12 protein-coding genes and 4 pseudogenes are annotated in these 13,099 nt (G+C 60.1%); 1 reads left to right on the forward strand and 15 read right to left on the reverse strand.

Annotation, left to right across the window (positions count from 1 at the left end):
- The 14 genes and pseudogenes from P775_RS00435 to P775_RS00480 all read right to left on the reverse strand — a co-directional run.
- Window positions 1-137 (reverse strand): annotated as a pseudogene (locus tag P775_RS00435) (IS6 family transposase); the annotation flags it as partial.
- Window positions 138-252: 115 nt separating this feature from the next.
- Window positions 253-1,620, reverse strand: coding sequence for a methyl-accepting chemotaxis protein (locus P775_RS00440; RefSeq protein WP_099909120.1), 1,368 nt, complete (start codon window positions 1,618-1,620; stop codon window positions 253-255).
- A gap of 239 nt (window positions 1,621-1,859) precedes the next feature.
- On the reverse strand, window positions 1,860-2,003 hold the full coding sequence (locus tag P775_RS29645; RefSeq protein ID WP_180287265.1) for a hypothetical protein: 144 nt from the start codon (window positions 2,001-2,003) through the stop codon (window positions 1,860-1,862).
- Between the two features lie 23 nt (window positions 2,004-2,026).
- Window positions 2,027-2,206 (reverse strand): annotated as a pseudogene (locus P775_RS28670) (IS5/IS1182 family transposase); the annotation flags it as partial.
- Window positions 2,207-2,508: 302 nt separating this feature from the next.
- A pseudogene (locus P775_RS00445) lies at window positions 2,509-2,817 on the reverse strand (IS6 family transposase); the annotation flags it as partial.
- 138 nt (window positions 2,818-2,955) lie between these two features.
- Entirely contained in the window at window positions 2,956-3,726 is a 771-nt protein-coding gene (locus P775_RS00450) for an ABC transporter ATP-binding protein (RefSeq protein WP_099909121.1), read from the reverse strand.
- A gap of 9 nt (window positions 3,727-3,735) precedes the next feature.
- Entirely contained in the window at window positions 3,736-4,716 is a 981-nt protein-coding gene (locus tag P775_RS00455) for an ABC transporter substrate-binding protein (protein ID WP_099909122.1), read from the reverse strand.
- Window positions 4,717-4,747: 31 nt separating this feature from the next.
- On the reverse strand, window positions 4,748-5,587 hold the full coding sequence (locus tag P775_RS00460; protein ID WP_099909123.1) for an ABC transporter permease: 840 nt from the start codon (window positions 5,585-5,587) through the stop codon (window positions 4,748-4,750).
- A 16-nt stretch (window positions 5,588-5,603) separates the two neighbouring features.
- Window positions 5,604-6,956: an LLM class flavin-dependent oxidoreductase gene (locus P775_RS00465; protein ID WP_099909124.1), complete on the reverse strand. Its 1,353-nt coding sequence runs from the start codon at window positions 6,954-6,956 to the stop codon at window positions 5,604-5,606.
- Between the two features lie 91 nt (window positions 6,957-7,047).
- Window positions 7,048-7,176, reverse strand: coding sequence for a hypothetical protein (locus tag P775_RS29350; protein ID WP_281256049.1), 129 nt, complete (start codon window positions 7,174-7,176; stop codon window positions 7,048-7,050).
- Window positions 7,177-7,263: 87 nt separating this feature from the next.
- A complete protein-coding gene (msuE, locus tag P775_RS00470; protein WP_099909125.1) occupies window positions 7,264-7,830 on the reverse strand; it encodes an FMN reductase in 567 nt (188 codons plus the stop codon).
- A 152-nt stretch (window positions 7,831-7,982) separates the two neighbouring features.
- Window positions 7,983-9,371: an FAD/NAD(P)-binding protein gene (locus P775_RS00475; RefSeq protein WP_342749619.1), complete on the reverse strand. Its 1,389-nt coding sequence runs from the start codon at window positions 9,369-9,371 to the stop codon at window positions 7,983-7,985.
- Window positions 9,317-9,457, reverse strand: coding sequence for a hypothetical protein (locus P775_RS27840; RefSeq protein WP_180287266.1), 141 nt, complete (start codon window positions 9,455-9,457; stop codon window positions 9,317-9,319). The genes P775_RS00475 and P775_RS27840 overlap by 55 nt, the downstream gene beginning before the upstream one ends.
- A 106-nt stretch (window positions 9,458-9,563) precedes the next feature.
- Entirely contained in the window at window positions 9,564-10,160 is a 597-nt protein-coding gene (locus tag P775_RS00480; protein WP_099909127.1) for an RBBP9/YdeN family alpha/beta hydrolase, read from the reverse strand.
- A 277-nt stretch (window positions 10,161-10,437) separates the two neighbouring features.
- Here P775_RS00480 and P775_RS00485 point away from each other — a divergent pair.
- Window positions 10,438-10,734 (forward strand): annotated as a pseudogene (locus tag P775_RS00485) (DDE-type integrase/transposase/recombinase); the annotation flags it as partial.
- 711 nt (window positions 10,735-11,445) lie between these two features.
- On the opposite strand, the gene P775_RS00490 reads toward P775_RS00485, so the two are convergent.
- Entirely contained in the window at window positions 11,446-12,945 is a 1,500-nt protein-coding gene (locus tag P775_RS00490; protein ID WP_099909128.1) for a fused MFS/spermidine synthase, read from the reverse strand.
- Window positions 12,946-13,099: the final 154 nt, after the last annotated feature.

Genomic DNA, 13,099 nt, shown 5'->3' on the forward strand with positions numbered 1-13,099 from the left:
ACGCCCCGCTCAGCCAGAAGGTCCTCGACGTCAGCCGTGCTCAGCGCGAAGCGATGATAAGACCACACTGCGTAAGCGATGATCTCACGTGGAAAACGGAAGCCCTTCAGGCGCGGCAGACTGGTTGGTATTTTCATGGAGTACGCCATAGCCCGATTAGGCCAGCCAGACAATTTGGCAATGCCCAGAAAACTGCTATCTTGTCGCCGGATCACGTTGTTCAGCGTGAACTAGATAAAGCGAAAACACCCTTCAGGATGCCACCCGATGCGGCTGATGATTCCTGTTTTGGGCTTCATCCTGCCATCCAGATGCGGGGTGCTCTGCCGTCTGGAATGCCGCAACATGCCGGGACAGATCGCTCGAATCCTTCGCCAGCATCTGGCTGGCCGCCGTCGACTGCTCGACCATCGCTGCATTCTGCTGGGTCATCGAATCGAGATGTGAAACGCCGGTATTGATTTCATTAAGGGCGGTGGACTGCTCAGTCGCTGCACTAGCGATCCGGGAGATGTTGTCGTGGATCGTGGCAATACCAGTGATGATCAACTCGAGCTCTTCGCCGGTACGGGAGACAAGTGCCACTCCGTTGGAGACGTGTGTGGAGCTGTCATTGATCAAAGCCTTTATCTCGGAAGCGGAGGCGGAGGACCGCACCGCCAGTGTGCGCACCTCGGAGGCAACGACTGCAAAGCCGCGCCCGGCTTCACCGGCGCGGGCAGCCTCTACGCCCGCGTTGAGTGCAAGCAGGTTCGTCTGGAATGAGATGTCGTCAATAATCTTGATCACATGAGATATCCGATCCGAGGATGCCTCGATTTCCGACATTGCCCGGATCGCCTGTTCAACCACTCGGCCACCATTGCGGGCCGTCGACATCGCACTGCTCGCATACTTTTGAACTTCCTGCGCACTGTCAGCGGAGGCCTTTGCTGTGACCGTCAGTTGCTCAATGGCGGCAGCCGTTTCTTCCAGGGTTGCCGCCTGCTGCTCGGTTCTACGCGACAGATCAAAAGATGCTTGGCCAATTTCATTGGCAGTATGCTCCACAGCTTGTGAAACGGATTTGACGGCCGAAATCACGGATGACATCCGCGCCACCGCCTGATTGTAGGCCTCTCCAAGCAATTGGATATCCGGTACATCGCTCAGCGTAACACTATGGGTGAGGTTTCCTTGGCTCAATTCGTTCAGGGCCTCTGCGATGTCCTTCACGCCCTGGCGACGGGCCGTTACGACGGTTGCTATCTTGATCACCGAGGTCGCTTTGCCGTCTTCATCCAGACAGGGCGCATAGGTCGCTTGCAGCCAAATCACCGACCCGTCTTTTTTTAGCCTCGGAAATTGATCCGAATAAGATTGGCCATTTGCCAGATCTTGCCAGAATTTTTTATATTCTGGTTTTCGTGTATATGATTGATAGACAAATATCGAATGGTGTTTTCCGACAATTTCTTCCAGACGATAGCCAATCGCGGCCAAAAAATTCTGGTTTGCGGTAGTGATCGTACCATCCAGGTCAAATTCGATCGTTGCCTGAGTTCTGTCGATGAGCGCTAGATAGGTGTCACCCCTGCTCGCGACTTTCGGTGACTTTTTGGCTTTCCCTAGATTGAACACAGTTCGCTATCCTCAAATTCCTATATCAGCGTAACTTTGCTTTTCAGTGGTTCTGGAACCGTTAAGCCGCAACCTGTTTACCATCTTACTTTTGAAACAGTACGTTACCGGACGGAACTGCAGAAAACGGGCAAACACATGGTCTGGGACGGCTTATCCCTTTTGCTCCGGCAGACCGAATTGTTGTTGCGACGGCGCCCTTGATTGTGGTTTGAGGCGCGTTTGGGATTGATCTAGGGTCAAGCTTGGATGTTGCGTGAACGCGCTGAACGCGGCTTTTCCGCCGAAATATGGTCTTCAGATGCGCTGATTGACGAGATCGCGATAGGTTGTGGCGCCAGACCGACACTGATCCCGAGCAGCGTGTCGAAGTCACCAAACATGTGTCGCCGCCGGTTTCAGCAGAATGCGAACTCGTCTGTAGCGCGTCGTTCCTGGCGATGGCACCGGCGGTGCTTGGTTTCCATGGCTGAGCGTTTCTGTGTGGCGGGATGACTTCGGCCGCACCGCGGTCGGCGATAGGGTTGTAGCATCCGCGTATTTCGTAGGTGCCATCCGCAGTCACGCTTCCAATGTCAGGGGGAATCGCTTTTGGAACTAAGGCCGTGATTGGAGGGCGTTGCGTCTGACGAACCGTCGGATTCTGGTCTGTGTCGTCAGACCATGGAGCCTCCAGCATGCAGATTTTCAGTAAGCGGTCGCTGGACAGCACGGTCAGCTTAGCTTGACGGCTTGAAGTTCCACGGCAGCAGGTCGTCGAGGCCGCTTTGCGGATGTCGATTGGCGATCGCGGCCAGGGTTGGCGGCATGGGTATTTCTGCGGCTTTGCATCAGGATCTCCAGTACGTCCATTGCCCTCTCATGATTTGTTTACAAACCATGAGAGGGGCCGTTTGCGTCGACCGCTCGCCAAAGCCAATATTCTCGCCCTCTAATTGAAATCACGCCCTCGTCCAGGTGCCATCTGTCGGCAGGGACCGGGCGATCGTGACGGATCTTGGCCGCTATCTGCGTTCCGAACCGCTGGCACCACACTCGGATGCTTTCATACGAGACGATTACGCCCCGTTCAGCCAACAGATCCTCGACATCGCGCAGGCTCAGGCCAAACCGATGGTACGCCCAAATGGCATAAGAGATGATGGACCGGGGGAACCGGAAGCCCTTCAGGCGAGGCCGTGAAACTTGGCTGATCATGAGAGATGGCTATGCTTGACACCGGGCAGCGTCAACAACCTGACAAAGCCATACAGGCTGTTGGCGACTGGCTGGCGCGTCGCATCAACCACCGCTGAACATCAGGGCCGACCGGATCCAAATCCGGCCGGCTGGCTTTCAGTGCAGGCCGAACTCCGCCATCAGCTGCTTGCGGAATGTCACGAAGCGGGCTCCGTTGCGGTCACGCGGGCGCGGCAGGTCGATGTCGAGCAGACGCACCGATCCGCCCTTTTCCTTGGGCAGGACAAGCACCCGGTCGGCCAGATAGATCGCTTCCTCGAGGTCATGGGTCACAAGGACCATGGTGACCTTCTCCTCGTCCCAGATCCGCGTCAGCTCTTCCTGCATCGTCATCTTGGTCATCGCATCGAGGGCACCGAGTGGTTCGTCCAGCAACAGGATTTCAGGCTGTACGGTCAGTGCGCGGGCAATGCCGACGCGTTGCGCCATGCCGCCCGACAACTGCCGCGGCCAGGCGGTTTCGAACTCGGTCAGGCCGACAAGCCGGATATAGCGACGGGCGCGCTCCTCGGCCTCGGCGCGGTCGACACCCTGCACTTCCAGTCCGAATGCCACGTTGCCGAGAACCCTGAGCCAAAGCAGAAGGCGCGGCTCCTGAAAGATCACCGCCCGCTCGCGCCCAAGGCCATGTACAGGGGCTCCGTCGATCAGAACATCACCCCCGTCGGGCTCTTCGAGACCGGCCAGAACCCGAAGCAGGGTCGTCTTTCCCGAACCGCTCGCCCCCACGATGGCGAGGCTTTCGCCCCCCCGTATATCGAGGCTGACCTTGCGCAGGACAGTGAGCGTCTCACCGTCGATCTTGAAGGACTTGGTGAGGTCACGGATCGTGACCTCACCTTTTGTCCGCGTTTCAATGCTGGACATGTGACCCCCTCAGTTCGTGGCGGGCTGGTCACTGGTGACCAGCAGAATGTCGTCGGCCTTCAACTGGCCTTCGGCAATGACGCCGTCCCGCACCAGAACGTCGATCCAGAACTGCACGTCTCGTTCGACCGGCAGACCGCCTTCACGCACGCCATACCCGGCGAAATACTTGGCAACTTCCGGGTTCTCGCCGCGCTCCTCCAGGATGCGGGCAAGGATCTCGCGCGTTTCTTCCGGGTTCTCGCGTGCGAAATCCAGCGCGCGGGCGGCCTGTTCGACGTAGTCCTGCGCGGCCTGCGGATGGGCGTCGGCCCAGTCGCGCCGAAGCACTGTAAATCCGCCTGCGATTTCGCCCAGCACATCGGTGTCGTCAAAGACCGCGCGGACGCCGCCATTGTTGCGGGCAAGGCCCTCGAATGTGGTCTGCCAGTACCCGAAGGCCGCAACATCAACCTGTCCCGATCGCAGCACCTGTTCCAGCTGCGGCCCCGGTACGACGACGAGATTTGCGGCATCCTGCGGCAGGCCCTTGGAATGCAGCGCCTCCCGGACCGTGTAGTCGAGATGCGCACCCAGGGTGTTCACCGCGATGGTCTTGCCGACGATATCCTCGATTGACTTGATCGGACTGTCCTCCAGCACGGCGAAGATCGACTGCACCTCATCATTGATGCCGTTGGTGGGATAGGCCGCCACGAAATCGTTGCCGCTGGCAATCGCGTTGATCACCGCCGAGGTCGCCGCGGAGCCGATATCGACGCTTCCGGAGGCGAGCGCAAAAAGGGATTCAGGGCCGCCGCCGGCATAGCCCACATTTTCCAGCGTAATACCCGTACCCTCGTAATAGCCGAGCTCTTCGGCCAACTCATGGGCGTTCACGCCGCCATGGCTGGCGAGATAGCGCAGGGTTACCTCTTCGGCTTGCGCCGTGCCTGTTGCGGCGAGGGCGAGCGCCGAGACGGCGAAGATGGTCTTGAACGGATAGGTCATGTGTCTTGTCCTTGATGGAGGTTTGGATGTTTCAGGGTGTGTTGGGGCTCCAGCGGCACAGCCGCCGCTGCAGAAGGATCAGAACCCAGTTCGCAGCCAAACCAAGAAAGGCGAGCAGGAAGATCGCGGCGAACATCAGCGGGATCTGGAAATTGTATTGCGCGTTCATCACCTGAAAGCCGACGCCCTTGTTCGCGCCGATCATCTCGGCGGCGATCAGCAGCAGCAACGCGGTGGTGGCAGAGAGCCGCAAGCCCACGAAGATTGATGGCACGGAGGCAGGCAGAACCACCCGACGAAAGGTCGTGAGACGGGACGCACCAAAGGTGCGCGCCATCTCGATCAGCTTCGCGTCCACTTCCTTCACCCCGCCGATGGTGGCGAGAAGGATCGGAAACAGCGTTGCCCAGAATATCACGAAGACCTTGGAGGCTTCGCCCAGACCCATCATCAGGATGAAGACGGGATAGACAGCGAGGGCCGAGGTCTGGCGAAACAGTTGCAGGATCGGATCGAGCGCGCGCTCGACCGCCCGGATCTGGCCCATGAAAAGACCCAGCGGGATCCCGAACGCAATCGCCGCGCCGAAGGCGATGCCCGAACGTTGCAGCGAGATCGCGATGTCGTCAATCAGCGCCCCCGAGCTGATGCCCAGATAGAGCGCATAGGCGACACGGTCGAGAGGTGGAAATACCGCGGGGTTGAGCCATTCCACCGAGCTTGCGATCTGCCAGCCCGCGAAAAAGGCGATCAGCAGACCGTAATCTGCCAATCCGCTGCGGGCCGCGCTCAAGATGCGCGGTCCGGGGTTTGGCCAGGGGAAGCGCCTGCCCCCCGACCGCTCTTCGTCATCTGCAATCTGATAGGTCATCTTGATCGCTCCTGTTCTATTCAGCGGCCTGCGCCGCATATCGGGCGACGGAATGGCGGTTGATGGGGAAAGGAAGACCAAGGTTCTCGCGCAGGGTCGTGCCTTCGTAGGCGGTGCGGAACAGGCCACGCCTCTGAAGTTCGGGGATCACCAGATCGACGAAATCATCGAGCGCGGTCGGCAGCCAAGGCGGCAGGATGTTGAATCCGTCAGCGGCCTCGTTCTCGAACCACTCCTGCAACATGTCTGCGATTTGCACCGGCGTTCCTATGATCGTGTAATGCCCCCGCGCCGAGGCGATCCACTGGTAGAGTTCGCGGATCGTGAAATTGTTCTCGTCCGCGATCTGGCGGATCAGCGTCTGGCGCGACTTCATGCCTTCGGTCGGTGGTGCCGACGGCAAGGGCCCGTCAAGGTCGACACCCTTGAGATCCAGCGTGCCTCCGGTCAGCCCGTTCAGCAGGGCGATCCCGTCTTCCTCCAGAATGTACGAGGTGAGCCGGTCATATTTCTCGCGCGCCTCCTCTTCGGTGCGTCCCACGAAGGGGGAGACTCCGGGCATGATGAGGACGTGATCAGGGTTCCGTCCGTTCGCCGCCGCCCGCGCCTTGATATCGCGATAGAATTCCTGCGCGGTGTCGAGACGTTGATGGGCGGTGAAGATCACCTCGGCGGTGGCCGCAGCCAGCGCGCGACCGTCCTCTGACTGGCCTGCCTGCACCACAACGGGATGCCCCTGCGGCGAGCGGGACACGTTCAGGGGCCCCTTGACTTGGAAATGTTCGCCGACATGGTCTGTCGGATGGACCCCCGCAGTGTCGAAGAAGACGCCACTTTGCTTGTCGCGGATGAAGACGTCATCCTCAAAGCTGTCCCAGAGTTTCAGCACGACATCGACATGTTCGCCGCCGCGCGCATAGCGTTGTGCATGCGGTGGCTGTTCGGCGTGGTTGAAATTGTAGGCGGCGGCGGCGCTGCCGGTCGTCACCACGTTCCAGCCCGCACGCCCCCCAGAGATAAGATCGAGCGACGCGAACTTGCGCGCAGTGTTGTAGGGCTCCTCATAGCTGGTCGAGGCCGTCGCGATGAAGCCGAGGTTCTTGGTGAGCGGCGCAAGCGCGGAAAAAAGCGTGACCGGCTCGAAGCCTGCCACCTTGGCATTTCCGCCCTCCATGCCGCCGCCAAAGGCCACGGCCAAGCCGTCGGCAAGGAAATAGGCGTCGAACAGGCCACGTTCAGCAGTTTGCGCAAGCTTGACGTGAAACTCGAAACTGGTCGCGCCGTCCGCCACTGAATCCGGGTGGCGCCAGGCGGCGACATGCTGGCCGCCACCGGGAAGAAACGCGCCAAGTTTGATTTGTCTGGTCATGAGGAAGATCTCCTTGGAATGGGACTTTTAGGTCAGGTCAGGGCGATGCTATCGCGGCCATCGACGCTCGCGGGAACATCGCCGTCGATCGTCACGCGGCGCACCACGCGATGGGCGTCACCGTCAGCCGGATATTGCTGATCTCCGCGCCGATCCGGGGGGGCACCGTCTTTACATCAGTGACGGGGATTGTTGCGGTCGGAGTTTCAAGAAGTGTCATGATCTATATCCTTTGGTGAGGCATGGCTTTTCTGGTCCCTGCACATTGGTGCAGGGTCACGGGAGATTTCGTGTGAGGGGGTGAGCTTCAGTCGGCGAAGGCCGGAACGGGTCTTTCAGTCAATTGAACAGGTACGCGGGCGACAAGTTGCGCAACTCCATCGGTCAGGCGCGCCTCGAGGGTCTCGGAGAGGTTCACCCCGTCCGGGAAATCCTCTCCCGAGGCATAGATGCCCGTGGGAACTGTCGCCGCCTCGAAGAAGCCGAACAGCGGACGAAGCTGGTGTTCGATCACCAGAGCATGGCGATACCCGCCCCCGGTTGCAGTCAGCAGGATGGGTTTTTCCTTGAGCGCCTCAGGTGGGATGAGGTCAAACAGGTGTTTGAACAGGCCGGTATAGCTCCCCTTGTAAACGGGACTGCCAACCACAAGCGCATCCGCTGTAAGGATCCGCTCGAGGATCGCAGCGGCGTTTGCGTCAAGTTCATCTGCCCGCAAAGCTGCGCCCAGCGATGGACCGAAATCGATCATGTCGAACACGCGGGCAGTGCCGTTCGTGAGCAGCGCCGCGCGTTCGGTGCCTTGCGCGACGAGCTCTCTTGTCCTGGATGGCTGGCTGAAGCTGCCAGCGATTCCAACCACGGATACAGACATTAGATCTTCCTTAGACGATTAGATTTGTAGAGTTTTTGTATATTTTATGGGGATCCGTTTTTCCATTCCAAGTGTTGCATCGAAAAGAGAGTGGTGTTCCCTATTGCGGTCCTGCCGGAGGCCACGCTGCCTGTTCAGGTCCTGGCGCTCGCCTACCGACAAATTGTGTCGGCCAAAGCGGCGCATTGCGCGCGAATATCGGGAATCGCGGTGATTTCCCAAAGGGCGCCCCGGGCACACGGCCCGATGGCGAACAGATGTTCTGACGCAAGCCCTCCTGCGGAGACCAGCTGCGCTTCCTCTGTTGTGTCCACGCCGAGGTTCAGAGCATCGAGTCGTCCAACTCCGCGCTTGAGAAGGTCCACGATGACGGGTGCGCCGTCGGTCGCAGGGTTGCGGCGAATGCCGCGGCAGTCGATCACATGATCCGCCATGATCGGATGCTGTGGCGCGCCGACAGGCGTGATCAGAACAGTGGTCCGCACCCCCAGATGTGTGGCGTCGTCGAAGCGCGCCTTCACGATCTCCAACTGCCCGCTTGCCCGCGCCCGCGCGATCAACTCAGCCGATTGCGGCGGCATCCTGTGGCGATGCACTTCCCACCATGACGCGGCGTGACGCAGGAAGCGCCGTCTCGTCTCCGTATCCCAGGCGCGCCAGATCGCCGTCACATGCGGGCGCAATCCGTCCACGACATCGCGCCATGTGCCTCCGTCAACTTCAGTGGCACGCACTCGGCTACGCAGCCATTTCAGCAGATGGCTGACTGACGCGCCGAGCGGAACCTCGGCCCGCGAGAACGGACTTGCGTGGCCCTCGGCATGAACCTGCGGCAACAACCCGCGACGGGAGAGGCAAGTGACAGGACCGCGGTGATTGTTGCCCAGAAGGGATACGATGTGATCGACCATGGACAGGCCGGTACCGATGATGACAACTGACGCGTGCTTGCCCGAGGGCGGCGAGAAATCCCACCCGCTACGCACATCCTGAGCCGAGGGCCCGGGCACCGCGTGGCCCGTGGCGAGGATTGCCAAATCGGCTAGAACGGTCGTGCCGTCATCGATCTGGGCGGCGATGCCGGAGGATGTCTCTTCGACTTTCAGGCACTCCCCCGCGACACAGCGCAGCCGGTCATCTCGCCATATCGCAATCAGGCTCGCAAGATACCGACCATAGATCTGACGCCCGACAAAACACGTGGGCGTCGCGTCTTTCGTCTCTTCGTTTGCGGCAAGCCAGCGAACAAAGTGGTCCGGATCGTCGGGAAAGGCGCTCATGTTTTGTGCGCGCGTGTTCAGGAGGTGGTCCGGATTTTCGGTGGAATAGGCCACCCCACAACCCAGCATCTGCGATCTCTCCACGATGGTCACGCGTGTGGCCGCGGAGGATCTCAGCAGATGAACTGCCATCAGCGCTCCGCTCGCACCACCACCGATGATCAGCACGTGACGGTGCGAGACTGGAAAACTTGTGCCGCCGTCCATCACAGCGTCACGCAGACGATGAACGCCACTGCGTAGATGGCGACAATGGCCCATTCCAGCGCGGAAGTTTCGACAGAAGAATCATTCTCATACTCAGCGAGATAGGCCGCAAGGCTGGGATCATATGGGAAGCCATACATTTCGAAGTCCTTTCACGGTCGGGTCAGGTGAGAAAAAGGAATGTGACAACAGACAGATAGCATGTCGCGAAGACAATTATCGGCATTGCCTTTCGAACGCTGTCGATCAAGCCGAACATATCAGACCTCCTTGAGGTTTTGCTTTGGGCCGGACCATTGCTGCAAGCCGCCGCGGCATCGCAGGCAGGGACCAGAGCAGATCCCGCATCGCGCGACCTTCGGGCCAAGGGCCAAATCCGGACTCGACATTGATGTGACCTGCGTCGCCCATGTCGATGAAGTCAGCGTCCCAGGATTCTGCCAGAGCCTGTGCGCGGGACTGTTCCATCCAGGGGTCGTTCTGGCTGGCGACGACAATGGTTGGAACGTCCAGCGGACCCTCCGGGATCTTTCCGAAGGCCGCGATACGGTCGTCGTGGGCGGTTTCCGCGGGTGCCACGAGAAGCGCACCGCCCACGTTCAGCTGAGGCCATTGCGACAGGACGCGGGCTACGGCAATCGCGCCGAGGGAATGCCCGACAAGCACGGCGCCGGGATGCACGAGAACGGCGCCCGCGATCTCGGTCAGCCACTGGTCGGGGCACGGTTTCGACCACGACTTCTGCTCGACGATGCGTGCCGTCGGATCGACGCGCTCCCACCAGTGCTGCCAGTGCGGTGCCGGTGAGCCGTCCAGTCCTGGAATCAGAAGAGTTCTTATCATGGCGTCCTCCTTTCCCTAAAAGACTACCATGTTAATCGTGTATTGCGATTCCAAATTTGGATCAGTTTGAAGAACCTGAATCTACCGCTGATTGCAGCGTTTGAGATTCCTCAAAATGCCTAGGCATGGCCGTCAGGATCGATATGTAAAAAAGACAAAACAACTTTTTGAAATACGCTTAGAGAACTTTTACCGGCTTTGTCAGGTTGTTTTGGCGTGCTGCACGTTCTCGTGCCCCCTCTCGTGACATTGCTTCGCAATGCACTGCAGTGCAGTGGACAAGCTGCGCAGCTACGGCCCAGCCATCCGGGATCTTTGCCCAAGCGTGGATCACCGTTCGCACAAGGGGCTGAACAACCGTTCGGAGGCGTCTCATGGACACACAAGACGGCGAGAAAATATCGTGGGCCGCTTCAAATCTCCGCGCCCTGCGCAGCAATTTCTGTCCGTCCATGACCAAACCGCCGCCATCTTCCGCCCAAAGCGCTATCGCCTTTCAGCAACATCATACCGCCACGCCAGGGCCGATGCGTTTAGCCTGTGGAACGACTATGCTTCTGAAGTGCAGGTGTAAACGCGTTGCAGCAACTTGCTCACGGCATGCCAAAACAACCTGACAAAGCCCTCTCTATGGCTTCCCGGCGATGGATGATTGAATTTATTTCATCCGGATAGTGACGAGTTTCATCACCGCAGTGTACCGTCATGCGAGGGGAGCGCGTTTCGATGAAGGTTGGCAAGAAGTGCGACGTAAAATGCTTAAAAACGTAGGCCGGACGGCCGGGAAAATTTGGCTTTGTAACCATTGTCCCTGAGACCGTCGAAATCAATCAAAACTCCGGTGTCGGGGGGCAGTGCTCTCGGGCTCGCCCTCTTCATAGTCCTGTATCTGATCGGCTTGTGATAACACAAAGCGAAACTTCCGACGCTTCGGACCGCCAGTCTCAATGGACGTGCTGGATACTCTGATTGCTTCAAAGCAATCGAGCCATAATAGTCGACCTACACCTTTCCCGCCCAAGGTGCCTATCAACACGAACGGCCATTAAGCGCCCTTCGCGCCAGATGCTGCGCATGCAAATGACAATGGAGCAACCATCTGGGGCTGAGCGGTGGCGTGAACTCCGGGAGGTGAACCTGCTGCAGGGTGAGGCTAAGATCAAATCTGTTGCTAGAGGCGCGCCTTGGCACGTTGCGAAAAAGATGGGTCCGGTTGGATATGTCAATCATCCGAGAACACGGCTTGCGTCCTCTCATGCCAAGCTTTTCAGGGCCTCCCTACCGGCTAGCGATGGCCGACCCAGCCGCGGTCATCGGTGAACGCGCGCCCCGGTCCCACCTGTACGATTTCGTAATCCTCCGGCATCGCATCCAGAGGGGCGAGCGTCGTGCGAGACGCAGCCAGCAGGATATTGGTGCGACCGCGACCACTCACCGGGCCCTGCACGGCTTCGACATGCGGGTAGAGATCGCTCAGGATAGCGTGCATTCCCCGCACGAGGGGACCATCGGGCGCATCGATCAGATTCACATAGACCGGGCCGCCGACAATTCTCTGCAGGCGCCTGTAGGTCTCGAGCGTTGCCAGATGCGCCGGGACCGACCCGGAAGAGAAGGCATCCATGACAACCGCGTCGAAACGGAGCTCGGTCTCGTTGAGGAACACCCGCCCGTCGGCATGCAAGATACCAAGGCGTCCTTGGTCGGCGCCGCCCAGCCCCCCACCGCTGTCCGCATCGTACCCCGCCCGTTCGATCATCGCCCCTGCCCAAGGCATATGCTGGCGCACCACGCGCGTGACCAGCGGGTCGATCTCGACCGCGACGGCCTGCGCCAAGGGGCGCGCCTCGAGCAATCGGGTGGGCAGTGTGTAGCCACCCCCGCCGATGAACAGCACCGAGGGCGCCGGTCCCAGATCGCGCTCCATGCGGGCCCAGATCCACTGGGCATAGGGCATCACCAGCGTCGGGGGTGCCCCGGTCGGTCCGTCGCTCCGGATTATGCGCTCGGCCGCCTGCTCAGTGCGGTCGGAATAGAGGTAAACCGCGCCGCCGCGGCGCAGGACGTCGATGCAGGACAGGCCGGATTCAAACCCGCATACCGAACCGCCCACAAGGCTCGCGGCCACCACCAGCGCCGCAACTGCAACCGACAGGATGGATCCTCGATCCTTTGGGGGCGGCGTCGCGCCCTGGCCGTCGGCCCCGGGGGGATCGCCCCGCACAAACGGCACACATAGAAGGGCCGCAGCCCCGCAGCCGGCGAAGGTTGCGACCGAGCCGACAAGCGGCAGGGCCACGAAGCCTGCGAGGATCGCACCGATGATGGCGCCGAGCGAGCCCGCCGCCAGAACGAGGCCGAGCGACGATCCCTCCCGCCCCGGCCGGGCCTCGACCGCAAGCCTGGCGAGGAAGGGCGACGGCAGGCTGACAAGCACCGATGCCGGAAAGAAAGCCACGAAAACGGCCAGCAGCATCCCACCCGTTTCCCGCGCACCCGACGCATAGAGAAAGGCAAGGACAATGGGCGACAGCGCCATCAGCACTGCCGTCGCGACCAGCGCCCGGCGCACCTTGGAAACCGCAACGGGGCGCGCACGTTCCGCCACAAATCCTCCGAGCGCGCTGCCCAGAGAAAAGCCCGCCAATATGGTCGCGATCACAGAGGTCCAGGTCAGCAGGGAGGTCCCGAAAAAGGGCGCGAGCACGCGACCTGCCGCGATCTCATAGGTCAGCCCGAGGGCGGACAAAACGAGGATCAGGCCGATGATGGTCCAGAACCGCATGATGGTCTCCTCGGCAGTGTGATGCACAGCGCCCAACCTGCCTGCCACGAATTGCGGGGGAATGCCATGATGCAATGTCAAGTTTGAGCCTGCGGGGGCATTGCCAAATTGTCTGGCTGGCCTAATCGGGCTATGGCGTACTCCATGAAAATAC

Source organism: Puniceibacterium antarcticum, from assembly GCF_002760615.1.
In the GTDB taxonomy this organism is placed as follows: Bacteria; Pseudomonadota; Alphaproteobacteria; order Rhodobacterales; family Rhodobacteraceae; genus Puniceibacterium; species Puniceibacterium antarcticum.